Origin of the sequence: Vibrio sp. M260121, from assembly GCF_036533715.1 — a bacterium.
GTDB lineage: Bacteria > Pseudomonadota > Gammaproteobacteria > Enterobacterales > Vibrionaceae > Vibrio.
The window spans coordinates 198,190-220,635 of record NZ_JATABF010000003.1; the positions used below are offsets into that span (position 1 = coordinate 198,190).

A 22,446-nucleotide genomic window follows, 5' to 3' on the forward strand; every position below is an offset into this window, starting at 1 on the left:
CTCCTGAACTAAGCCTCAGCTTTTTGTTCCATTTGTTGATTTTTGCGTTTCAAGGCACCGAGTAAGATCCACTCGCCAATTAAGATTGTGGTGATGACGCCGATTAATACCGGAGCGGTGTAGTTCCAATCGGCAACGGTTAGGTCAAGTGCTTCTGGGAAGATGAAGAGCACCACCGCTTGTAAAATGACGAAGAAGCACACAATGGACATAACAAACTGCAACCCCATGCCGCCAGGGACTTTAAATGGGCGTTCGCGCTCACCATCTACCAAGCGCAGCTTGAGATAAGCAGGGAACATGAACAGATAAGGCAATAAAAAAATGCAGCTTGAAAAGGCGAAGATGGACCAAAACAAGTCGTCATTACCTTGAGCAAATAGGGCGTATGACAAGATCACCACGGTAGAAACTGTGCCGGTGATATTGTTCGCACCCACTGGAGATCCCTTGTCCGACATTTTTGCTACAGCGGCTGGTAGTTCACCTTCTTGAGCGGCTTCGGCAGCAGCGCGACTTGCACCCATTGTCCAACTCACCATGTTGCCGATGAGCGTTAATAGTGCACAGACACCAAAGAAATACACCATGGCATTGCCCAATGGACCATCACCAAATAAGGTTTTAAATGTGTCGATTAACCCAGCGACCAGACCGATACTTTCAACAGGTAACGCCATCAGAATGCCAATCGTGCCGAAGATGTAGAGGAACGCAGTGATACCAATAGAAAGGAATACGGCTTTTGGCATATCACGCACGTCCTTCATCTCTTTCGTCATGGTTGCAACCAATTCGAAACCCATTAGGTTGAAGACAATAGCAGGAAGAAACGCAACCGCTGAGTCGAGAGTTGGCACCATGGCAGACAAAGAAAATTCGTTTGCGACGCCATGTTTCATTGCGTAAACAAAGCCCCCTACACCTAGCGTGCCGATCACTAAGATTTTTAGGATGGCGCCTACATTCGTGACCCAAACGCCAATGTCTGCCGATACGTTGCAAATCCACACGGTGAACCAAGTCAACGCAATGCAAATCGCTATTTGGCCCCACAACGATAGATCTGGCATGAATAGCTCGGCAAACATGCCTGCAAACATGATGTATACCGCTGGCATCCATAGACCGACGTTAATCCAATAGAACCAAGTGGTACGAACTGCCCATTTAAAATTGAACGCCTCTTTTACCCAATCATAAATACCGCCGTCACCAGGGTAGGTCGTGCTTAATTCCGAGGTGATGAATCCATAGGGAATGACGAAAAAGATCAGCATTACGACCCACCACCCGATTGAGCTGACCCCGATACTGGCGGATGCCGTGAGTGTGTCGACCACCAGTACTGCACATAACGTAAATAGTGCAATACTCATGACCCCCATTTTTCCTTGAGTTTCGTTGCTCATTGTTTCGCTCCTTAACTACCGAATATGGCAATTATTAAAAGTGAAATTTATGTAACGAACCTTGATGCGAATTTAATATCGGCTGTGGATAGGTTAATTGCGCTGGAAATTAAAAGAAGTTAGGCATTTTTAGAGGAAAAAAACGTAATTATCGAAATACTTGTTCTTGATCAATTTATGAAATTCAGATTTTTCTTACTTAGCTAAGCACAAAAATATATACGAGATCACATATCGAGTTTCAGTGTGCTAATAATAATGAGTTCGTGATGTCAATAAGGTTTTCTAAGCCAGAATATGGACAGGAATCGAATTGTGATTTTTATCTCCAATCCTTTGCTGTGAATTCAATACAGTGAGTTGAGTCTATTCTGACGTCACTTATTTGGAGATTTAGATATGTCAAAACCTATTATTGTTGTGGCTGTTGGGGGTAACGCTCTATTGCAACGTGGAGAGGTGATGAGTTGTGAAAACCAACAGAAAAGTATCGCGCAAACCGCGAGTTCACTGGCTGAATTGAGTAAAAACTACCGTTTAGTCATTGTGCATGGTAATGGTCCTCAAGTTGGCCTGCTTTCTTTGCAGAATAATGCTTACAAAGATTGTCCTCCTTATCCTTTTGATGTTCTTGGAGCAGAGACGCAAGGCATGATTGGGTATTTGATTCAACAAGGACTTAATGCTGCGATTGAAGACCGCTATACCACGACGATACTGACGCGAATTGTCGTCGACGAAAACGACCCTGCTGTTGCGGATCCTTCCAAGTTCATCGGGCCAGTGTATACCGAGGAGCAAGCGAAACAACTTGCTGAGGCAAATCATTGGGTTGTGAAACCTGATGGTGCGCATTGGCGCCGTGTCGTCCCTTCTCCTAAGCCACAAGAGATCTTAGAAATCAAAGCAATCAAAGACTTACTTGAAAAAGAACACCTGATCATTTGTGGTGGCGGCGGCGGTGCGCCAGTGATTGAAAAAGACGGGGCGTATGTCGGTTTTGAAGCGGTTATTGATAAGGACATGACAGCGGCATTAATAGCAGAACAAATTGGGGCGGAGCATTTGCTGATTCTGACCGATGGCACCCACGTTTGTCTTAACTGGGGAACACCACAAGAGCAAAAGCTAGAGAATGTGAGCATTGAGCAAATGAAGCAATATTCTTTCCCTGCAGGATCGATGGGACCGAAAGTCGATGCATGCTGCCAGTTTGTTGAAAAAACAGGACAAAGTGGTCATATCGGTGATTTATCTTTTGCGTTAGAAATCATTGAAGGGAAGTCTGGTACACATATACAACCATAATATGCAAATAAGTTAATTCACAAATCAATAAGGTCGCATGTCAAAGTTACGGTCGCTTTTGGCGGACATTGATAGTGTGACCTTATATATTAGGTGTTAATTAAAATTTGGAAGGACAACATCACGATGCGAAAAGTTAGTACGGAAACAAAATTGTTGAAAATTAACGAAGCAGTTGTCCGCTTGATGGAAAGGCGAGAAGCGACGGATATTTCCATGTACGACGTTGCTAAAGAGTGCGGAATGGCAACGTCAACGGTTTATCATCATTATCCGAATATAGAAAACTTATTTCATAGTTTATTGGAGAATGTTTTTGTCGATTTCGACTTATTATTAAAGCAATGTGTTGATGAAGAACAAGTTCTACATTGGACCGATATTAATCGAATGATAGAAACCGCTTATGTGAATTACTACAATAACAATCCAATTGCCAAAAAGTTGATATTAGGGCGCCACACGTTTGCAGAGTTAGGTCATGCAGATACAGAACACGACCTTGAGCTAGGACATCAAGTTGAGATGATTTATCGCCAGTTCTTCGACATTCCTCAGCTACCTCAACCGATTAATATTTTTGCTATATCCCTGCAAGTTGCCGACAAAATCTATTCTCTCTCTTACCGCAAATATGGCTACATCACCCCAGAGCTGGCAAAAGAAGCCCTTCGCCTGTCTGAGTCATACCTTCAGCTCTACATTCCCCCAATTTGTCAGAAAGTTGATTTTCATGCGTGCTGAAGCAAAACACAGATAAAAACAAGGTCAGCTGTAGGGCTGACCTTTTTGGTTTAACATGCCTCAGCGTGATGCTCTTGTTGAAAGCGAGAATCTTGCTTTGAATGTTTCGGTACAAAACAGAGCTTGTCTGCGGACATCTTCAAACCATTTTGCATCTTGATATGAGTGACGGCCCAAATCACGCAACCATGAGGGAGGTTGAACAGTGAGCGAGTTTGAGTGAAAAGGACGCCATCATCATAAGCAGGTGTAACGTTGATAGCTTTACCTTGCCATGCTTGACGAACGCTTTTCACATCAATGTTAGGCGCCAATCTTCGAATGGTTCTAACGTTCCGTTGCCATTGGAGTCTCTGAATTGATAACCATCAACACTCAGTACGTCATGTACTCGAGAGAAGACTTCTGGTTGAACATAGCTGTTGTCATCGTCGGATGAATTACACCCTGCGAGAACAAGCGCCACTGCGATAGGAGTGAGTTGGGTAAGACGTTTCATGTCGCTGTCCTAATGTTGGTATAGTTGTTTGTTCTAGACCAATATTAATAATTACCCGCATTTTGGTTAACCAAATTTAATTAAACTACAGATTTGGATCACCATATTTTTTATTTAGGTGATTTAACTCAATCTATTATTAAAAATAGGTTGACCACATTAAATGTTATCGTGATTTTGAATTGAGGTTTTGTTTGATTAATTTCATTTAAATCATGTAGTTATATAAGTGTTAGGTTGCTTCCAAATTCTATGTAATATCATGACTGCTATTATTTACTTCGGAACGATTACTTGATTATAAAAAGGGACAAATACATCAGTTATCATTCACAGTTTTCATCTGATTATTAATTTTATTTGATTGATACAAGCGATATATAGTCAGTAAGTTGGTGATGATAAATGTACTTTCGACCAATGAGCCGCCGATAGAGCCAAGCCAAATATTGTGGCTGACCCAGCAGAACGAATTAAACAAAATTAAGCTGCGTAGGGTGATGCCTTGTTTGGAAAAGAGCGCCCAAGTGGCGACGGACGATCCGATTACCGTGAGTAACTCAAAAAAGTGGGTGATGTTTGGTAGGGTCATCAGCCACATCAGGGCAATGAAGAACCACATCACTTTGCGTGATTGGGTTTTGATTGAGGCGAAACTGCGAATGCCATTAATGATTACGCCAATGGCCGCGACAGCTGCCCCCATTAGGGTAAAGTGAATACCCATGATGAAACAAAACGCCATCATCTGATAGCGAAAGCGCATGTCGTCTTTCTGCCAGAATGCCATCACGCCAACCATAAACGCGATGCCACCAACGGCTTGTGCTAACCAGTTTTCCATTTATTTTCCTAGAGTGTTGGACTTTGATTCATCTCGTTAAGTGAGTAGGCAAATGACCATCCTGCAAAGTTGCCGCTCTTTTAGAGTTCGATTCGCTCTGTGAGTAGATCCTGAATCACGCTCGTGCCTCGCTTTTCAGGGTGACGATTAGGGCGATATTTGTCATATCGTCATTCGACGAGCCTAGGCGAGATCAGGAATCTACTTACCGGGATAACCCAATCAATTGAGCTACGCTTTGAACGAATCAGCCCTCCACAAAGGGAGGGCTGGGCACTTCATCTAATTCGCTAAGGGGTTACCCAAGAGCCTTGAGGTTACTTACCAATCATTACTCATTTACAAGTGCTACTGCTTCGCGAGTTAGGCGAGCAAGTTCTTCCCAGTTGCCCGCTTCGATCAGCTTCTTGTCTACCATCCACGTACCACCACATGCCAATACGCGCGGGATAGCTAAGTAATCTTTGATGTTCGCAGGGTTAATGCCACCAGTAGGCATCAGTTCAATGTCGGTGTATGGCGCAAGTAGCGATTTCACCATGTTGATGCCGCCAGAAGCTTCGGCAGGGAAGAACTTCAAGGTGGTTAATCCCATTTCCAGTGCAGCTTCAACTGTGCTTGGGTTGTTCACCCCCGGTACGATATCAATCCCGATTTCTTGGCACGCTTTCACGGTATTTGGGTTAAAGCCAGGCGATACGATAAAGGTTGCGCCTGCTTCTTTTGCAGCAATTGCTTGCTCTCGGTTCAGTACCGTACCTGCGCCAATCAGCATGTCTGGCTGGGTTTCACGCAGTAGGCGAATCGCTTCTACCGCGGCTGCTGAACGGAAGGTGATTTCAGCCGCTGGTAGTCCGTTTTCTGCCAGTACTTTACCCAGTGGGATAATGTCTTCTGCTTTATCAATGGCGATAACAGGGATGACTTTCAGAGCTTTCAATTGTTCTTTAATACTAGACATGAGTGTTCCTTAAACGACGCCAAGCGCCGGTTGTGTGAATGCTTTGGGAATGATGGCACCGCGATGTTGAATCACAGCACCTGCCAGTGCGTTGCCTCTTTGACATGAGGTCGCTAGATCGGCGCCAGCAAGGTATGCTGATAAAAAGCCCCCATTGAATGAGTCGCCCGCCGATGTGGTGTCCACCACTTGAGCGACAGGTTGGGTCGGCACGGCTTGTGGAGCCAGAGCCGCGCTCGAACCCTGATTTGTTGAGTCTTGAACCAAGCAACCATCTGCGCCGAGTTTGACGATGCATTTGCCCACGCCAAGAGAGGTAAGGCGTTCAATGGTTTGCTCTGGTGTTTCGTCACCCCAGATCAATTGCTCATCATCAAAAGTCACCAAGGCAATGTCGGTCAGTTGATACATGGCTTGGTACACGTTTTTAACGGTTTGATTATCGTCTTGAGGCCATAGCGCTGGGCGGAAGTTGCTATCAAAAGCAATCTCAACACCTTGAGCTTTAAGCTCGACCAATAAGTTGAGCAGCAAAATTCGGTCTTCTTCCGGTAAGATAGCTAAAGAAATACCGCTGAGAAATACCGCATCAACCTGAGTTAACGCTTGTTTAACCATTCCAAGATTTGGATGTTGAAGTAAGTAACGCGCAGCTGATTGGTTGCGCCAATATAAGAACGTACGCTCACCTTGGTCATCAAGCTGAATCAAATACAAACCCGGTGTACGAGTTTCATCGCGCAGCACTAAGTCTGTCGAAATGCCTTCTTCTTGCCAGCGAGTGAGCATGCCTGTACTGATCGGGTCATTGCCAAGTGCGGTAACATAAGAAACTTTAACGTCATCGGATTTGGTATTGGCTTCGCAGCCGCGGCTCAAATAAACCGCAGCGTTGAGCGTATCCCCACCAAACGTTTGATGCATTGAGCCGAACGGTTTGCCATTCAGCTCAATCATGCATTCACCAATAATGGCGATGTGCTTCATTGGTTACGCCCTCTCTTCAAAGTAGCGTTTTGCGTTACCAAAACAGATGTCTTCGACCATAGGACCAAGCAACGATAGGTCATTTGGAACTTCGCCGTTCTCTGCCCAACGACCGACCATGTCACACAGGATGCGGCGGAAGTATTCGTGGCGGGTGTAAGACAAGAAGCTGCGCGAGTCCGTTAACATGCCGACGAATTGGCTGAGCAAACCAAGTTGAGAAAGCTGTTCCATTTGGCGTTGCATGCCGTCTTTCTGGTCGTTGAACCACCAACCCGAGCCAAACTGCACTTTGCCCGCGATGCCACCACCTTGGAAGTTACCAATCATGGTCGCCATCATTTCATTATCACGAGGGTTCAAACAGTAAAGAATGGTGCGAGGCAGCTCGTTGGTTTGATCCATTTCATCTAACAGATGTGCCAGTTCAAAGGCAAATGGTCGATCGCCAATCGAGTCAAAGCCAGCGTCGGCACCTAACAGTTGGAACATGCGTGTGCTGTTGTTGCGCTGCGCGCCAATATGAAGCTGCATGACCCAGCCCAATTGCGCGTAGCGTTTGCCGAGCCAAACTTGAACTGCGGTAGAGAACTGCGCACATTCAAGCTCAGACAACACTTCGCCATTCAAACGACGGGTCAGCAACGCATCTAAATCAGCTTCGCTTGGAATTGGCGCGTAACGGACGATCTCAATGCCGTGGTCTGCCGCACGACAACCATGTGCATTGAAGTGCGCCAAACGTTTATCGAGTGCACTCAATAAATCATCAAAGCGGCGGATCTCAATGTCTGCTACTTCGCCCAGTTTGTGCATGTAATCCGCAAACACGTCCAATTCAATCTTGAACGCTTTATCCGGACGCCAGCTTGGCAGCACTTTGACGTTAAAGGTATCGTCTTCTGCGATCGCTTTGTGGTGTTCTAGTGAATCGATAGGATCATCAGTTGTGCCCGCCATTACAACGTTCATTTGCTGCATGATGCCGCGAGCTGTAAATTCAGGTGTCGCCAGTAGCTCATTACATTGATGCCAAATTTGGTCAGCAGTATCTGGACTAAACAGTGTTTTGGTAATGCCGAATGGGCGACGCAGTTCTAAGTGTGTCCAGTGGTAAAGCGGGTTGCCCAAGGTTTGAGGAACCGTCTTCGCCCACGCCATGTATTTGTCATAATCGCTCGCGTCACCGGTAATCAAACGCTCTTCAATGCCTGCCGAGCGCATACCACGCCATTTGTAGTGATCGCCTTCAAGCCAGATTTGACCCAAGTTATCGAACTGACGATTTTGTGCCACTTCCGCTGGATTTAGGTGGCAGTGGTAATCATAAATTGGCTGGTGGAACGCATGCTCATGGTACAAGCGACGCGCAGTTTCATTTGAGAGTAAAAAGTCTTCACACAAGAAATTCTTCATCGTTAACTCCTATTACAGCGCAGCGACGGTGGCACGAGCACCGTTATCGATTAGCGATTGGTAAGCACTGCTCACCGCATCAATCACTTGTGGGTTTTGACCAAGCTCTGCAGGGAAGATGGCTTCAACCGCGAGCAACGCAGGAACAACAGAAACGTTCAAGCCGTGTTGGTTGCAGATCTGACGTAGTGTCTCTGCCATTGGATCGCGGACATCAATGTCGTTACCTTGCTCGTCTACGCCGGATACGTAGCGCATCCAACCTGCAATCGCTGTTGCCAACCATGAGAAGTTAGAGCCTTGAGCAAGGTGGAATCGTAAGCTGCCACCCATGCGTTGTGGGATCTTCTGGCTGCCATCCATCGCGATTTGCCATGTTTTGTGTTTCAAACTTGGGTTGGTGAAGCGCTCGATAAGCAGTTTAGCGTAGCTTTCTAAATCGGTGCCTTCTGGCATGGTCAGCGAAGGGGCTTGTGCTTGCATCATCATGTCGAATGCCGCTTTGCGGTAGCCTTCATCTGTCATGGTGTCAGAGATGTGCGCGTAACCGCCAAGGTAACCTAGGTAGGCTAGGAACGAATGGCTACCATTTAGCATGCGCAGCTTCATTTCTTCGTAAGGCACAACGTCGGCAACAAATTCTGCGCCAGCCACGCTCCAATCTGGGCGACCAGCCACGAAGTTATCCTCGATAACCCATTGGCGGAATGGTTCACAAGCGATGCCACATGGATCTTCACAGCCAAGTAGCTCAGCGATTTCAGTCAGTGTCTCTTCGGTTGCTGCTGGCACAATGCGGTCAACCATGGTGCAAGGGAAGGTAACGTTGGTTTCAATCCAGTCACACAATTCTGGGTCGAGCAGTTGAGCGAACTCAAGTACCGCTGCTTTTGCTACGTGACCGTTCTCTTGCACGTTATCGCAAGACATCACGGTAAATGGCGTCAGACCGCGTTCACGGCGCATCTTCAGCGCTTGCACGATGTAACCCAGTGCCGATTTTGGCTCAGTTGGGTTGGCAAGGTCAGCAATGACTAGCGGATTGTTTTTATCAAGCGTGCCCGTCGCTGGGTCAGCGCAGTAGCCTTTCTCGGTAATTGTCATTGAAACGATCGCCACTTGTGGCTCTGTCATTTTTTCTAACACCGCTTGAATGCTGTCGAGGCTTGGGTGGAGTGATTCGGTCACTGAGCCAATCACTTTTACCTCTGTCGATCCTGCGCCTTTTTCTGCCACTGTATAGAGGTGGTCTTGTGCGCGCAGCGATTGAATTAACTCTTCACCACCAAATAGGTTGATTTCGCAAATGCCCCAATCCGAGCCTGTTTTGCTTAGCATTTCATTGGTGAATAGAGCTTGGTGCGCTCGGTGGAATGCACCAAAACCAAGGTGAACAATACGGCTTTTAAGCGTTGAGCGGTCGTAGTCCGGAAGCAGAACGTGGTCATTCAGAGTGGAATTCGAAATAGTCTTCATTTTGGTATCCCTTTTCCCGCAGGTGAACCTGCGGGATGGTTTATTTTAATCATTCGAATCTAGAGATCGTAACTCTAGAGCTTGTCACTAAGCGCTTAGTAGCCAAGAACAAGGTTAGGCAAGAACAGGCTTAGTTCAGGAATAAAGGTCACTGCCATTAGTGCCGCAATCAGTGCAACGTAGAATGGAAGTAGAGGCTTAATCACTTTGTCGATGGCAACGTTCGCCACAGAACAACCGATGAACAACGCGCTACCTACTGGTGGGGTACAGATACCGATAGCCAAGTTGAACGTCATCATGATGCCGAAGTGCACTGGGTCGATGCCCATATCCAGCGCGATTGGTAGGAAAATTGGCGTAAAGATCAGTACCGCTGGTGTCATATCCATGAAGATACCAACAATCAGCAGAATGATGTTGATGATCAGAAGAATCATCAGTGGGTTATCTGAAATAGCCAGTAGAGCGTCTGCGATCATGTAAGGAATATCAGCGTTTGCCATTGCCCAAGACATACCCATAGATGCGCCAACCAACAGCAATACGATAGAGGTGGTGACTGCAGATTCTAGGATGATCTTAGGAAGGTCTCGCCATTTCACTTCACGGTAAATCAGTACAGCAAGGGCGAAGGTGTACACCACCGCGATAGCTGAGGCTTCTGTTGCGGTGAAGATACCGCCGATAATGCCACCCATGATGATCACAATCAGTGCCAGAGATGGCGCTGCTTTTAAGAACGTATCCCAAACCATTGCAAGAGAAGGGCGTGCTGCGATTGGGTAACCACGACGTTTCGCAATAATGCCTGCCACTACCATGATGCTCAGACCCATCAAGATGCCAGGAATGTAACCCGCTAGGAACAATGCTGCGATAGACGTACCACCAGACACTAATGAGAACACGATCAGTGTGTTACTTGGTGGGATCAACAAACCAGAAGGACAAGACGTAATGTTTACTGCGGCAGAGAAGTTTTCATCGTAACCGTCTTTCTTTTGCAGTGGAGACATAGTACCGCCAACCGCTGCAGCAGACGCAACCGCTGAGCCAGAAATAGAGCCAAACATCATGTTCGCCATCACGTTTACGTGTGCTAGAGAACCAGGAAGACGGCCACCTAAAACTTTAGCAAAGTTAATCAGGCGAAGTGCGATACCGCCTTGGTTCATGATGTTGCCCGCCAAGATAAAGAACGGGATTGCCAATAGGGCGAAGTTATCGAGACCTGCCGCCATACGCTGCGCGACAACGGCGATAGCAGGCTCTAACGGTAAGCTCATTAAAATGGTCGCTAACGACGACAAGCCGATAGCAAAAGAGACCGGTACACCAATCGCAAGCAGGACTGCGAAGCTACCGAATAGGGTAAGAATTAATTGCCATTCCATTGTGGAACCCTCTATTGATCAAGTTGGGTGTCGGTGAGTAGGGCTTCACCAGACGTCAATTGTTTGATGCGGTCAAAAGCAAATACCGCAGAGTAGAAGATCATCAGTGCGCCACTAATTGGAAGGCAGAAGTAGATGTAGCCCATTTCCAAGCCTAGTGCTGGCGTTAACTGACCCGTAGCCAGTGTTTTCATCGCCAGTTGAGTACCGCCGTGAACCAATACCACGTAAGAGAACAGGGCAATGGCAATTTGGATGACGATTTCATTGATGAGTTTGCGTTTGCCTTGCAGCTTCATTGTCAGCAAGTCGATAGCAAGGTGACGTTTCAGACCAGTGGTGTATGCGGCACCAATAAGGGCTACCCACATAAAGAGATAACGAGCAAGTTCATCGGTCACGGTACTTGGTCTACCAATAACGTAACGAGATAGCACTTGCCAGACCACGCAAAAAACGAGGAAGGTCGACAGAGAGATGGTAAAGGCGGCCAACCCTCTATTTATGTATTTGACCAATTTATTCATTTTAGTTTCCTTTCAGTAAATACGCGTATCTCATAACAATTGGTTTACCAATGTAAGAATGTGTTTCTGTGTAGGGCAGTAACATACGCTAATCTTTCTGGTCGGATTATAAGTTAGCCGATTTGGTTGTCACGTGAGCAGGTTCACAAATGGATTGGTTGACCAATTTAAGGGTTCTTATTGTGATTTTGGTCAATCAATTTGCTTTTTTGTTTTGACGATAGGTTTTTCGATCGCCAATAATGACCTCGAAACAAGAAATACCGTGAAAAATTAAAACTACCCTACATATTGGACAACCAATCCAAGGAGAATAGAACAATGATGACGCGTAAGACTCTTTTAAGCGCTGTAGTAGGTGCTGCAATGACCTTCGGCGCCACTGCTTCTGCTTATGCTGCGACCACTTTGAAGCTAAGTCACAACCACCCTCGTGACCATGCAGTACATAAAGCAATGGACTTTATGGCAAAAGAAGTTCGTGAAATGACAGACGGTGAAGTTCGTATCCGTATTTACCCAGATGCGCAGCTAGGTACACAGCGTGAATCCATGGAGCTAATGCAAAACGGCGCTCTAGATATGGTGAAGAGCAACGCGGCAGAATTGGAAGCTTTCTCCCCAGCTTACGCAGCATTCAACATGCCTTACTTATTCCGCGATAAAGACCACTATTACAAAGTGACAGACGGTGAAGTAGGTCGTGAAATCCTTAACTCTTCTGCGGATAGCGGCTTTATTGGTGTGACTTACTACGACGCGGGCGCTCGTAGCTTCTACACCAATAAACCAATCAATACGCCGGAAGATCTAAAAGGTCTGAAAGTGCGCGTACAGCCAAGCCCATCTGCGATTGCAATGGTAAAAGCGTTAGGTGGTAACCCAACACCATTGGCATACGGTGAGCTATACACGGCCTTGCAACAAGGCGTGGTCGATGCGGCGGAAAACAACATCCCATCGTTCAGCTTGAGCCGTCACAGTGAAGTATCGAAATACTTCAGCTTGGATGAGCACACCATGGTGCCAGACATCTTGGTTATCTCTACTAAGACGTATGACAAGCTAACGCCAGAGCAGCAACAAGCACTGATGAAAGCAGCGGCAGACTCTTCTGAATACATGAAGAAGCTATGGGCTGAGTCAGAAGCGAAAGAGCGCTCGAAAGCAGAGAAGATGGGTGTGACTTTTGTAGAGCCAAATAAAGCGGCATTTGTTGAAGCGGTTCAACCAATGTATGCGGACCTAGAAAAGACAAATCCTGAATTAAATGAATTGGTTGAGAAAATTAAAGCCGTTCAATAATTCACAATTTAATTAGTACGAAACAATCGAAAACAACGTGTTACCACATTCTGGTACATAGAGGTTGACCAATTGTTATTGGTCGTTATGATGGCGTGAGAAGTTAGATGGAATATAGTGATAATATCATCATGATGCCTTTTGAACCGAAAAGACCGTATCAAGAGATCGGTTTAGTCCTTAGACAAGAACTCATCAACGGCCACTACAAGGTCGGAGATAGGTTGCCGCCTGAGCGCGATATCGCAGAACGTCTCGACGTTAGCCGCACAGTAGTGCGCGAAGCGATCATCATGCTGGAGCTGGAAAACCTTGTCGAAGTGAAGAAAGGTTCAGGGGTGTATGTCATCAATATTCCATCTCAACCGAACTCCCGTGAGAACGTGATCAGCGATGATGCCGGTCCGTTTGAAATGCTCCAAGCTCGCCAGTTGCTTGAAAGTAACATTGCGGAATTTGCAGCGATGCAAGTAACGCCAGGCGATATCGTGAAAATGCGCGCAGCCCTTGAGTTAGAACGAGAAGAACTCGCCAGTGGCACCGCAGATTGTAACGGTGATGAGAAGTTTCATATGTGCATTGCAGAGGCAACCCAAAACTCTGTGCTGGTGGACATGCTGAAGCAATCTTGGGAGCGACGCGAGAGCAGCCCAATGTGGAATAAGCTCCATTCCCGCATTGCTGGTCAAGACTACCGTGAAGAGTGGTTAGACGATCACGCCAAAATCCTCGCCGCATTGCAGCGTAAAGATCCTATCGCTGCGAAAAATGCCATGTGGCAACACCTTGAAAATGTTAAACAGCGCCTGTTAGAGCTGTCTGACATCGATGACCCAGATTTTGATGGTTACTTATTCAGTTCCAACCCTGTTGTTCTGCAGGGTGGTGAAAACAGTTAACCACATTGCCGGCTTCGGTCGGCTCTAGTCAGCGCAGCTGCATTATCGTGGCTGCATATTAAGAAGTCGTTGTGCACTTAGCTTGAATAATTCGAGCGGGCTGAGTGCGTCTTAAAAAAGGTGAGTGTCATGGAACAAACTTGGCGTTGGTACGGTCCGAATGACCCAGTGTCGCTAGACGATATTCGTCAAGCAGGCGCAACAGGCATCGTGAATGCCTTGCACCACATTCCAAATGGTGAAGTGTGGTCGAAAGAAGAGATTTTAAAACGTAAAGCCATCATTGAAGAGAAAGGCTTAACGTGGTCAGTGGTTGAAAGTGTTCCTGTTCACGAAGAAATCAAAACTCAGACGGGCAACTTCCAACAGTGGATCGATAACTATAAACAAACGCTGCGTAATCTAGCAGAGTGCGGCGTAGATACGGTCTGCTACAACTTTATGCCAGTACTCGACTGGACACGTACCGACCTAGAATTTGAAATGCCGGATGGTTCTAAAGCATTGCGCTTTGACCAAATCGCTTTTGCGGCATTTGAGCTGCACATTCTTAAACGTCCGGGCGCCGCAGCGGATTACACCGAAGCAGAACAAGCGCAGGCGCTGGAATACTTTAACAACATGACGGCGGAGCAAATCCAGCAACTGACAAGCAACATCATTGCTGGTCTGCCGGGTGCAGAAGAAGGCTACACGTTAGAAGAGTTCCAAGCACAATTGGATCGCTACGCAGGCATCAGCAAAGACAAGCTGCGTGAGCACATGGCGCATTTCTTGGCAGAGCTCATGCCTGTGTGTGAAGCGCATGGCTTGAAGCTTGCTGTACATCCAGACGATCCACCGCGCCCAATTCTTGGCTTGCCGCGTATTGTTTCAACCATCGAAGACATCGATTGGTTAACCGAAAAAGTACCGAGCAAGATGAACGGCTTAACCATGTGTACCGGTTCTTACGGTGTGCGTGGTGACAACGACCTAGTGAAGATGATTAAAAAGCACGGTGACCGTGTTTACTTCACTCACTTGCGTTCGACCAAGCGTGAAGAAAGCAACCCGATGACGTTCCACGAAGCGGCGCACCTTGATGGCGATGTGGATATGTACAATGTGGTGATGGCGATTCTGGATGAAGAACAACGCCGAGCAGAAGTAGGCGATCACCGTTTAATTCCAATGCGCCCTGACCATGGTCACCAAATGTTGGATGACTTGAAGAAGAAGACCAACCCAGGCTACTCAGCCATTGGTCGCTTGAAGGGCCTTGCTGAAGTTCGTGGTCTAGAAATGGCACTAAAACGCGCGTTCTACACAAAGTAACGATTTACAATGTAAAACACCTTCAAAAGCGTAGAGTCTCGGCTCTGCGCTTTTTTGTTTTAACCATTCCAAATAAGAATAGATGCTAGTCATTTTCGTTGCTTTTAGCCGTTGGTGTTTGACTTTAATATACTTTCAAAGCCAAGAGGTGAATCTGTATGACGGTGTTATCAGTGTTGTTATTGCCAGCTTTTATCGGCGCTAGCTTGGTGAAAGTAATCGTTTGATGCAGGCTCTGAATAGATTCAGATTTATCTCCGGTCTGTTTATTTGGGCGTGATATGTGAGGGCGTAAAAGCTTTCTACTCCAACCCATGTCATGCCCTTTTAATCTTAAATAATGTGAAACTAAAAGGGCTAAGTAATGACAACAAGTAAATTTACAGCGGGTGATTTGTTTCCTTCAATCTCTTTGCCAACAGTTAATGGTGGCAGCATCGAGTTAGGTCAACCTTCTGGCAAAGCAGATTGGCGCCTGGTGGTGGTTTATCGAGGTAAACACTGCCCATTGTGCTCTCGTTACCTAAATGAACTGGAAGCGCTAAAAGCTCAGTTCTTACAAGTTGGTGTCGATATCGTAGCGGTCTCGGCGGACAGTGAAGAGCAAGTTACTCAACACATGGATAAACTAAACGTCACATATCCAATCGCTTATGGTCTGACAGTAGCTCAGATGCAAACACTTGGATTGTATATTTCTGAGCCACGCTCTGACAAAGAAACAGACCATTTGTTCGCGGAACCCGGTTTGTTTGTTGTTAATGACCAAGGTCGAGTACAGATCATTGATATATCAAACGGCCCATTTGTTCGTCCAGAACTGAATGTTTTGCTGTCTGGTTTGGCGTTTATTCGTAACCCGGAGAATAACTATCCGATTCGTGGTACTTATCAGCTTCATACTTAAGTCTTGCATTATGCTTGAGGTTGAATCTCCTCAATGAGTGACTTGCTTTAAAATAAGATGGCTCACTTGCGAGGTTGTGGTAAAGTCCGCGCCTGCGATTTACCGCATCTTTTACTGCCTCTTCAATCAAAAGCACAAGGTTAAGCTAATGCCATTTTCTACTCTCTCTTTGAGTTCTGAGCTGATTCACGCACTGCCAAAAGACTTTAAGAAGCCAACTGATATTCAGGCTTTGGCTATTCCTGAGCTACTCAGTGGTAAAGATGTGTTGGCATTGGCAAATACAGGCAGTGGTAAAACCCTTGCGTATGGTTTGCCTTTGTTGGAAAAGCTAAGTGTAAATCCAGAGCAAAAAGCGCTGATTCTAGTACCTACACGTGAACTGGCGACACAAGTGAGCGAGGCGATTAACCAAGTTGGTCAATCTATTGGTCTCAACGCAGTGTGTTTGTGTGGTGGCGTTGATAAAGAGCAGCAACTACAAGCACTTGCGTCAAATCCCCACATTCTTGTGGCGACAACCGGTCGTTTAGTTGATCTGGTGAACAACGGTTTGGTCCTGAGTAATATCCATTATCTAGTGTTGGATGAAGCGGATCGTTTACTGGATATGGGCTTTTGGCCAGACGTGCAAAATATTGCAGGGCAGATTTCAAACCAGCGTCAAACCGCGATGTTCTCAGCAACGTTTTCTGATGAGTTGAAGGGCAAAGCCAAGCAACTCATGCACGCACCAAAACAGGTAGCAGCGCATCAAGAAAACAGCACCAATCAAGCTATTGCCGAAACGCTGTATCTGGTCAACAAAGGTAGTAAAACCAAGGCATTGATTACACTGATTCAGCAGCACGCTTGGACGCAGGTATTGGTGTTTATCGGTGCAAAAGAGAACGCTGATGGTTTGGCGAAAAAGCTGAATAAAGCGGGTATCTCAACCAATGCGCTGCATGGCAATAAGAGCCAAGCAGAAAGAGAAGAAGCGCTGGCGCAGTTTAAATCCGGGCAAACACAGGTGTTGATTGCGACCGATCTCTTAGCGCGCGGTATTCATATCGAACAATTACCAGTGGTGATTAACTTTGAGTTGCCAATGCACGCAGAAACTTATGTACATCGCGTAGGACGTACCGCTCGTGCTGGTAAACAAGGCGTGGCGATGTCATTGGTCTGCCATGGCGAAGCGGAAGCGCTTGCGGCGATCCGTAACCTGACTCAACGTGAATTGCCAACGCAAGGCCTAGAAGGTTTTCCGGTAACGGACAAACCCTCAACAGGTGAGAGCAAACGCGCTCCGCGTGATAAAAAAGCCAACCGCCGAACCAATGCTAAGAAGAGCATTAAACAGTTCCAATCAAAGTCGAAGCGTTGAGCTGCTAAGCTAAAACAAGACCATAATCATAAAAAGCCATGTGGGAAATAAACCACATGGCTTTTGTTTTATTAGGGCTCATTATCGAGGCGCTTTTTCTGGTCGATGGCTCTGACCAATTAATTTCATCACTTTGCCTTGTTTCCACATCATTACTCCAGTGATAGCAACAAGAGGAACAAGAACAAACAACGTTAAGGTCATGAATGCATCGTTTGTCTTCAACGGTGAGTAGAGTGCTGCGCCTACAAGCAGAGCGCAAAAAATATGTGTCCATCTTAAAACCAATCTTACCAACTGTCCGTTCATCGTTTCTCTCCTTTGCTGTGTTAAGAGAAACAATACGGTCTTATGCTATCGATATTTGCAGTTTGCGACGAAGTGTCTTATCGAGCCGTGAATGGAACTATTTGAAGATAAACGGTAAGAGTTAATTAACCCATTGTTTATATGTATTTTTTCGCTTCTGTAGTCTATTTGGTGAATGAATCGTGTCAACGTTTGAGGAAGGATTATTCAATCTTATGGTTATTGTGTTTCTGGTAGGCTCTTTCAATGGTTTTGACTAGCCATTGATTGAGTGCTGCATCACGGTGACTTGATGGGTGACAGGCAACGAGTTTGATATTGCAATCAAAATCGTTGAGAGCAAAGTGCTTAAAACCTTCCAGTTTTGGAAAATAGGGAAGCGGGGTGACACAGTCGGTGTTTGTTATGCAACTTAAAAAAGCGTTTAGATCTTCAAACTTGAATTGAATACGATGTGCAATACCTTCACGTGTTAAGTGCTGAGAGAAGTTAATATATTCCGAGTTCCAGCCATTCACGCGCAAGATAGCTAAGGGGGACTGTAATGCTTCTTCAAGGCTTCTGGCCGGATGCTCCTTCCTTGCATATAAAGAGAATCGGTTTTCACCAATCACCTTTTGCTTGATCTCTTTTGATCAAAGGTCACTCCAAAACCCAACGGCGACGTGCACTTTTTCAGCAAGTAGATCTTGATAAGTAGAAGCTTGTCGGTTAATGAAGCTGAAGGTTGCCTTCGGGGCATCTTTTGCCAACATTTGCATTAAGTGTGGTTGAAAAATGTCTTGTAAAGCAGCGTTAATAGCAATCACGATCTCACCCTGAAATTCTTTAGGGTCAAACTTCTCGTTGGCAAAGGCCATTTGAATATCACTTCGTACCGCTTTGAGCTTTCGTTCTAGCATGACGGCATAAGGTGTTGGTGAGAGGCCTGACGATTTACGGATAAACAATTGATCGCCAGTTTCATCACGCAGCTTTTGTAAGCTTTTTGATAGGGCGCTTGGTGTTTTTCCAAGTCGTTTCGCCGCCGTACTGATGTTTTGAGTTTCTGCGATGGTAAGAAAGACTCGAATCAGGTTTAGATCAAAATGGTACTCAGCATGATGTTTCAAGAAGTGGAATCGATGATGAGTATTGTACTGTTATCCTTAATGCTAGAGCTTATTGCATGTCAATATATGTAGCTTTGATCAAATAAGGCCAAGCTACGAGATGTAAGCTTGGCCTTATTCTATGATTAATCTGCGTCTTTCTGGCGTTTATCCATTTTGGCGATCAGCACGACAGAGAGAATGAGCGTTGCATAAAATGCGATGTACCAAATCATAACGAATCCTTACTTGTCTGCGAGTTGAGGGCCGCGGCGAATCAGCCACGCGATATAGAGACTAAGGCTAGAGAACAGCACTGTTGTGATCATGACAAGCGTACCGATAGGGAAGCCAGCCGACTGCCCGTTTTGGTAGTTACCCCCACCAGTAAAGGTCGGAAGAACTTCGTAAATGATCCAAGGCTGACGACCAACCTCTGAAAGAGCCCAACCTACCAAATACGCCACCAATGCCATTGGAAGTGCAAGCATGGAAAACTTGGTCATCCAAGGTGAAGCGGTGTGCAATGTGTTTTTGCAACTCTTCACAGACCAGTAAGCAAACACGCCTGTAAGCAGAATCCCTAAACCAACCATAATGCGGAAGCTAAAGAATAAGAAAGTCACGTTTGTCATGGTGTCTTTGGCAGCATTTTTAATATCCGCATCGGTTTCAGACAAAATGTCGTCGGTGTATTTACCCAGCAGGTAAGCAAAGCCAAGATCTTTATGGTGCGCAAGCAGGCGTTGCTCCGCTTCTTGGTTAGTGCGGTCTTGCTGGTATTCCTGCATGGCTTGGTAGGCAATCATACCGCTACGAACTCGTTGCTCGTTTTCGTTGAGTAGTTGTTTGATGCCTTTAATCGGGTTCTTTTCATCACTACCTAATAGAAAGCCAAGAATGTAGGGTACGGAAATCTCATACTTGTTGGTCATCTCCTCCATATCAGGAATCGCAAATAGCACCAAGTGTGGGTCTGCATCTGTTTCCCATAGGGCTTCAAGCTGAGCCAGTTTCATCGGCTGAGTTTCTGCCACCGCTCTGCCTTGTTCATCGCCAGCGACCGCCAAAAATAGAGATAGCAGTAGACCGCTGACCGAAGCAATAAGTACCGTCTTTTGTACGAAGAACGCATGCTTTTTACGTAGCAAAAAGTAGCAGCTCATGCTTAACACAGCAGCAATACCGACAATGTAGGTAGCAGCAAAGTTATGGGCAAAACGTAGCGCTGTCATTGGCTGGAAGAAGTAAGCAGAGAAGCTGTCACGAACATACATCAAAGTATCTAAATCGAATGATGATGTGGTGTGAGGCGCATGCATCCAACCATTGACTGCAATGGCAGAAGATTCCGCAATCGCAGGCATCAGAGGTAAGATCCAAGTCGCGACCACATGTATTTTAGGCGGCAGTCGCTTCCATCCTGCTTGGCTGGTAATAAACGCAATCAGAGTCAATACGATCAAGGTTGATGGAATACGGCCAGTGAGATCTTCAGGATCGAGCACTTTGACGTAACTCCACCATACCGTCCAATCATCAGAAAACGGTGGTGTCGCAATGCCTAAAAATATGATCACAATAAAAGTCGGTAACAGCATTTTGCTGATGTACATTGCGGATGTTTTGTAGTCGATACGGGCTTTGTTGCGTAAATCGATGGAACTAAATCAATAGCTTGCGATCTGATCGGCTACATTCATTTAAGTCCTTAGTCTCATGCCTAAACCGCGTTACAAAACAAACAACTGGAAGCAATACAATCAAGCACTCATCAACCGCGGCTCTCTGACGTTTTGGATTGACGAGGAAGCGATAAGAGAGTGGAAACAAGACAAACAAAACAAGCGCGGGAGGCCTCGTATTTTCAGTGATTTAGCCATAACAACCGCCTTGATGGTAAAACGTATTTTTTCAATGCCACTTCGTGCTTCGCAAGGCTTTATGGATTCCGTTTTTCAACTTGCTCAACTTCCACTGCGTAGCCCTCACTACAGTTGTATCAGTCGTCGAGCCAAAGACGTTAATATGAGTTTCAAAACGAAAACCAAAGGGCCGATTCAGCACCTTGCTATCGATGCGACAGGTCTTAAGGTTTATGGTGAGGGCGAAAAAGTCAAAAAACATGGCACGGATGGTAAACGTAGAGTGTGGCGGAAATTACACCTCGCAGTAGATACGAGCACTCACGAAATTATTGCTGCAGAATTGAGTTTATCAACGGTGACTGATGCTGAAGTTCTGCCAAACTTACTTAAACAAACACGCCGAAAAATCCTTGAGATATCAGGTGATGGTGCCTATGACACAAGGGATTGCCACGAAGTAATCCAAATTAAACGAGCCGTAGCGCTTATCCCTCCAAGAGAGCGGGGGTTTGTTGCGTAATTCGATGGAACTAAATCAGGAAGTTACGATCTGATCGGCTACATCAGTTAATCATCGTAGCCTTATGCCGAAACCTTGTTACAAAACAACTAACTGGAAACAGTACAACAAAGCCCTAATCAATCGTGGTCCACTCACTTTCTGGATTGATGAAGAACCTATCAGTATTATGGTACTAACAGTTTGCATCCGTACCTTCCGAACAAACACCCAATAAATCCGGTAGATAGAGATAGCTTTGATTTAGACAGAGAAGCTTACTGGATAGAACGAGCAAACAACGAGATGAAAAAGAGATAGGCTATGTTAGATTCAAAAGTAATCAATTACTTAAAAGATAAAGAACAATGGTTTGAAGATGTCACTGCGTCTTATGAGCAAGCTTTGAGTTCAGTTGGCTTGGATTTGGATAGTGATATCGCTCAGTTTTATTTACATGCAGAGGATGGAGCTACTTTTTATAGTAAGAAGCAAGAAATATATCAAATTTGCTGGTTTGTCATTAATTCTGACTATCTTGATCTTCTTTCTTTAGTTAGAAATACTTACGAATTGTCAGAAGACTACATTCCGTTGAATGACCTTTCAAATGGCACCTACTTTTATAATAAAAAAGACCAAAGTGTTATTTTTCTTGAAGCTGGTGATGTTTTTTCTGCATTTAAAGAGGGGCATTTTCTGCATAAATGGAATGATTTCAATCAATTTATACTGTGGTTCTTTGAGCTAGATTGAGCTCAATATAGGCTTTGTTGCGTAATTCGTTTTGGAAGTCGATCAGGTCTATTTCGGTTAATCGTTAGCCAATACGGCAAGTTTTAGGCATACCAAGCCCTGTAATCTTATTCAACGCTTTGATCATCGCGTAGGTTTCACCCACTTGTGCGTTGTAATTTCTTAGACTTAACCGTCCACCAAGCAACTGCTTCACTCGATACATAGCGGTTTCAGATAGGAAGCGTTTATGGTAACCATAGCGCTCTTTCCAATGCTTGTTCGAACCATATAGTTTTTGGCAACCCACCGCTAAGTTTCTCGGATGACCTCGTTCCCAGAATGCCGCCCGCTCTCGGCTTTGTTGCTTAATTAAGTGATAAGACATGGCTGCCCCATGTTGATTGATACTTAAGCAATACACTGGGTTTCAGGCATACCAAGCCCTGTAATCTTGTTCAACGCTTTGATCATAGCGTAAGTCTCGCCAACCTGAGCGTTGTAATTTCTTAGGCTTAGTTTCCCACCTAACAACTGTTTTACCCGATACATTGCTGTCTCTGAGAGCGAGCGCTT

Annotated in this window: 22 protein-coding genes and 4 pseudogenes; 10 read left to right on the forward strand and 16 right to left on the reverse strand. The window is 45.6% G+C overall.

The features are described from left to right. Positions 1 to 8 precede the first annotated feature (8 nt). The gene (locus QTO06_RS03585; RefSeq protein ID WP_331406895.1) at positions 9 to 1,412 is read right to left on the reverse strand and encodes an APC family permease; all 1,404 of its coding nucleotides are present in this window, start codon (positions 1,410 to 1,412) and stop codon (positions 9 to 11) included. Between the two features lie 399 nt (positions 1,413 to 1,811). Between QTO06_RS03585 and arcC the strand changes: the two genes are divergently transcribed. Together arcC and QTO06_RS03595 are read left to right on the forward strand one after the other, a co-directional pair. After that, positions 1,812 to 2,720 (forward strand): carbamate kinase, encoded by a 909-nt coding sequence (gene arcC / locus QTO06_RS03590; RefSeq protein ID WP_054822445.1) that lies wholly within the window; start codon positions 1,812 to 1,814, stop codon positions 2,718 to 2,720. 126 nt (positions 2,721 to 2,846) lie between these two features. After that, entirely contained in the window at positions 2,847 to 3,464 is a 618-nt protein-coding gene (locus QTO06_RS03595) for a TetR/AcrR family transcriptional regulator (RefSeq protein WP_331406896.1), read from the forward strand. Between the two features lie 50 nt (positions 3,465 to 3,514). Here QTO06_RS03595 and QTO06_RS03600 read toward each other — a convergent pair whose 3' ends face one another. The 9 genes from QTO06_RS03600 to QTO06_RS03640 all read right to left on the reverse strand — a co-directional run bounded on the left by QTO06_RS03600 (position 3,515) and on the right by QTO06_RS03640 (position 11,571). Then, on the reverse strand, positions 3,515 to 3,760 hold the full coding sequence (locus QTO06_RS03600) for a hypothetical protein (protein ID WP_443088829.1): 246 nt from the start codon (positions 3,758 to 3,760) through the stop codon (positions 3,515 to 3,517). Next, positions 3,757 to 3,963, reverse strand: a complete 207-nt coding sequence (locus QTO06_RS03605) for a hypothetical protein (protein WP_331406897.1) — start codon at positions 3,961 to 3,963, stop codon at positions 3,757 to 3,759. The genes QTO06_RS03600 and QTO06_RS03605 overlap by 4 nt, the downstream gene beginning before the upstream one ends. Positions 3,964 to 4,282: 319 nt before the next feature. Further along, positions 4,283 to 4,807: a YgjV family protein gene (locus QTO06_RS03610; protein WP_331406898.1), complete on the reverse strand. Its 525-nt coding sequence runs from the start codon at positions 4,805 to 4,807 to the stop codon at positions 4,283 to 4,285. 331 nt (positions 4,808 to 5,138) lie between these two features. Beyond that, complete coding sequence (locus QTO06_RS03615; RefSeq protein WP_005500114.1) at positions 5,139 to 5,768, reverse strand: bifunctional 4-hydroxy-2-oxoglutarate aldolase/2-dehydro-3-deoxy-phosphogluconate aldolase; 630 nt, start codon at positions 5,766 to 5,768, stop codon at positions 5,139 to 5,141. A gap of 9 nt (positions 5,769 to 5,777) precedes the next feature. Beyond that, positions 5,778 to 6,755 carry a sugar kinase gene (locus QTO06_RS03620; protein ID WP_331406899.1) on the reverse strand — a complete coding sequence of 326 codons (978 nt, stop codon included), beginning with the start codon at positions 6,753 to 6,755 and terminating at the stop codon, positions 5,778 to 5,780. Between the two features lie 3 nt (positions 6,756 to 6,758). Continuing rightward, positions 6,759 to 8,171, reverse strand: coding sequence for a glucuronate isomerase (uxaC, locus tag QTO06_RS03625; protein ID WP_331406900.1), 1,413 nt, complete (start codon positions 8,169 to 8,171; stop codon positions 6,759 to 6,761). A gap of 12 nt (positions 8,172 to 8,183) precedes the next feature. Continuing rightward, entirely contained in the window at positions 8,184 to 9,647 is a 1,464-nt protein-coding gene (locus QTO06_RS03630) for a mannitol dehydrogenase family protein (RefSeq protein ID WP_331406901.1), read from the reverse strand. Positions 9,648 to 9,742: 95 nt separating this feature from the next. Then, positions 9,743 to 11,044 (reverse strand): TRAP transporter large permease, encoded by a 1,302-nt coding sequence (locus tag QTO06_RS03635; RefSeq protein ID WP_005449959.1) that lies wholly within the window; start codon positions 11,042 to 11,044, stop codon positions 9,743 to 9,745. Positions 11,045 to 11,055: 11 nt separating this feature from the next. Continuing rightward, the gene (locus QTO06_RS03640; protein WP_005449960.1) at positions 11,056 to 11,571 is read right to left on the reverse strand and encodes a TRAP transporter small permease; all 516 of its coding nucleotides are present in this window, start codon (positions 11,569 to 11,571) and stop codon (positions 11,056 to 11,058) included. 321 nt (positions 11,572 to 11,892) lie between these two features. On the opposite strand from QTO06_RS03640, the gene QTO06_RS03645 reads away from it, so the two are divergent. The 5 genes from QTO06_RS03645 (at position 11,893) to QTO06_RS03665 (ending at position 17,368) form a co-directional block, all read left to right on the forward strand. Beyond that, on the forward strand, positions 11,893 to 12,876 hold the full coding sequence (locus QTO06_RS03645) for a TRAP transporter substrate-binding protein (RefSeq protein WP_331406902.1): 984 nt from the start codon (positions 11,893 to 11,895) through the stop codon (positions 12,874 to 12,876). Between the two features lie 107 nt (positions 12,877 to 12,983). Beyond that, positions 12,984 to 13,775, forward strand: a complete 792-nt coding sequence (locus QTO06_RS03650) for an FCD domain-containing protein (protein ID WP_331406903.1) — start codon at positions 12,984 to 12,986, stop codon at positions 13,773 to 13,775. Between the two features lie 129 nt (positions 13,776 to 13,904). Then, positions 13,905 to 15,092: a mannonate dehydratase gene (gene uxuA / locus QTO06_RS03655; protein WP_331406904.1), complete on the forward strand. Its 1,188-nt coding sequence runs from the start codon at positions 13,905 to 13,907 to the stop codon at positions 15,090 to 15,092. Between the two features lie 364 nt (positions 15,093 to 15,456). After that, positions 15,457 to 15,999, forward strand: a complete 543-nt coding sequence (locus QTO06_RS03660; RefSeq protein WP_331406905.1) for a peroxiredoxin-like family protein — start codon at positions 15,457 to 15,459, stop codon at positions 15,997 to 15,999. Between the two features lie 148 nt (positions 16,000 to 16,147). Then, positions 16,148 to 17,368 carry a DEAD/DEAH box helicase gene (locus tag QTO06_RS03665; RefSeq protein WP_331406906.1) on the forward strand — a complete coding sequence of 407 codons (1,221 nt, stop codon included), beginning with the start codon at positions 16,148 to 16,150 and terminating at the stop codon, positions 17,366 to 17,368. A gap of 81 nt (positions 17,369 to 17,449) precedes the next feature. On the opposite strand, the gene QTO06_RS03670 is transcribed toward QTO06_RS03665, so the two are convergent. The 4 genes from QTO06_RS03670 to QTO06_RS03685 all read right to left on the reverse strand — a co-directional run bounded on the left by QTO06_RS03670 (position 17,450) and on the right by QTO06_RS03685 (position 20,384). After that, positions 17,450 to 17,677, reverse strand: coding sequence for a hypothetical protein (locus QTO06_RS03670; RefSeq protein WP_331406907.1), 228 nt, complete (start codon positions 17,675 to 17,677; stop codon positions 17,450 to 17,452). Between the two features lie 203 nt (positions 17,678 to 17,880). Then, positions 17,881 to 18,291: a hypothetical protein gene (locus QTO06_RS03675; RefSeq protein WP_331406908.1), complete on the reverse strand. Its 411-nt coding sequence runs from the start codon at positions 18,289 to 18,291 to the stop codon at positions 17,881 to 17,883. A gap of 21 nt (positions 18,292 to 18,312) precedes the next feature. Further along, entirely contained in the window at positions 18,313 to 18,789 is a 477-nt protein-coding gene (locus QTO06_RS03680; protein ID WP_331406909.1) for a LysR family transcriptional regulator, read from the reverse strand. Positions 18,790 to 19,013: 224 nt separating this feature from the next. Continuing rightward, entirely contained in the window at positions 19,014 to 20,384 is a 1,371-nt protein-coding gene (locus tag QTO06_RS03685; RefSeq protein WP_331406910.1) for a cytochrome ubiquinol oxidase subunit I, read from the reverse strand. 103 nt (positions 20,385 to 20,487) lie between these two features. Between QTO06_RS03685 and QTO06_RS03690 the strand changes: the two are divergent. The 3 genes and pseudogenes from QTO06_RS03690 to QTO06_RS03700 all read left to right on the forward strand — a co-directional run. Beyond that, a pseudogene (locus tag QTO06_RS03690) lies at positions 20,488 to 21,138 on the forward strand (IS5 family transposase); the annotation flags it as partial. Positions 21,139 to 21,220: 82 nt separating this feature from the next. Next, positions 21,221 to 21,322, forward strand: a pseudogene (locus QTO06_RS03695) (IS5/IS1182 family transposase); the annotation flags it as partial. Between the two features lie 137 nt (positions 21,323 to 21,459). Continuing rightward, the gene (locus QTO06_RS03700; protein WP_331406911.1) at positions 21,460 to 21,891 is read left to right on the forward strand and encodes a hypothetical protein; all 432 of its coding nucleotides are present in this window, start codon (positions 21,460 to 21,462) and stop codon (positions 21,889 to 21,891) included. Between the two features lie 64 nt (positions 21,892 to 21,955). Here QTO06_RS03700 and QTO06_RS03705 read toward each other — a convergent pair. Together QTO06_RS03705 and QTO06_RS03710 are read right to left on the reverse strand one after the other, a co-directional pair. Next, positions 21,956 to 22,228 (reverse strand): annotated as a pseudogene (locus QTO06_RS03705) (IS5/IS1182 family transposase); the annotation flags it as partial. 53 nt (positions 22,229 to 22,281) lie between these two features. After that, a pseudogene (locus QTO06_RS03710) lies at positions 22,282 to 22,446 on the reverse strand (IS5/IS1182 family transposase); the annotation flags it as partial.

Bases quoted from the DNA above. Each gene is read 5' to 3' on its own strand.
- uxuA (WP_331406904.1), top strand. From the start codon at position 13,905: ATGGAACAAACTTGGCGTTGGTACGGTCCGAATGACCCAGTGTCGCTA.
- QTO06_RS03650 (WP_331406903.1), top strand. From the start codon at position 12,984: ATGGAATATAGTGATAATATCATCATGATGCCTTTTGAACCGAAAAGA.
- QTO06_RS03700 (WP_331406911.1), top strand. From the start codon at position 21,460: ATGTTAGATTCAAAAGTAATCAATTACTTAAAAGATAAAGAACAATGG.
- QTO06_RS03645 (WP_331406902.1), top strand. From the start codon at position 11,893: ATGATGACGCGTAAGACTCTTTTAAGCGCTGTAGTAGGTGCTGCAATG.
- QTO06_RS03670 (WP_331406907.1), bottom strand. From the start codon at position 17,677: ATGAACGGACAGTTGGTAAGATTGGTTTTAAGATGGACACATATTTTT.
- QTO06_RS03595 (WP_331406896.1), top strand. From the start codon at position 2,847: ATGCGAAAAGTTAGTACGGAAACAAAATTGTTGAAAATTAACGAAGCA.
- QTO06_RS03640 (WP_005449960.1), bottom strand. From the start codon at position 11,571: ATGAATAAATTGGTCAAATACATAAATAGAGGGTTGGCCGCCTTTACC.
- QTO06_RS03585 (WP_331406895.1), bottom strand. From the start codon at position 1,412: ATGAGCAACGAAACTCAAGGAAAAATGGGGGTCATGAGTATTGCACTA.
- QTO06_RS03635 (WP_005449959.1), bottom strand. From the start codon at position 11,044: ATGGAATGGCAATTAATTCTTACCCTATTCGGTAGCTTCGCAGTCCTG.
- arcC (WP_054822445.1), top strand. From the start codon at position 1,812: ATGTCAAAACCTATTATTGTTGTGGCTGTTGGGGGTAACGCTCTATTG.
- QTO06_RS03615 (WP_005500114.1), bottom strand. From the start codon at position 5,768: ATGTCTAGTATTAAAGAACAATTGAAAGCTCTGAAAGTCATCCCTGTT.
- QTO06_RS03665 (WP_331406906.1), top strand. From the start codon at position 16,148: ATGCCATTTTCTACTCTCTCTTTGAGTTCTGAGCTGATTCACGCACTG.
- QTO06_RS03605 (WP_331406897.1), bottom strand. From the start codon at position 3,963: ATGAAACGTCTTACCCAACTCACTCCTATCGCAGTGGCGCTTGTTCTC.
- QTO06_RS03620 (WP_331406899.1), bottom strand. From the start codon at position 6,755: ATGAAGCACATCGCCATTATTGGTGAATGCATGATTGAGCTGAATGGC.
- QTO06_RS03685 (WP_331406910.1), bottom strand. From the start codon at position 20,384: ATGTACATCAGCAAAATGCTGTTACCGACTTTTATTGTGATCATATTT.
- QTO06_RS03660 (WP_331406905.1), top strand. From the start codon at position 15,457: ATGACAACAAGTAAATTTACAGCGGGTGATTTGTTTCCTTCAATCTCT.
- uxaC (WP_331406900.1), bottom strand. From the start codon at position 8,171: ATGAAGAATTTCTTGTGTGAAGACTTTTTACTCTCAAATGAAACTGCG.
- QTO06_RS03630 (WP_331406901.1), bottom strand. From the start codon at position 9,647: ATGAAGACTATTTCGAATTCCACTCTGAATGACCACGTTCTGCTTCCG.
- QTO06_RS03610 (WP_331406898.1), bottom strand. From the start codon at position 4,807: ATGGAAAACTGGTTAGCACAAGCCGTTGGTGGCATCGCGTTTATGGTT.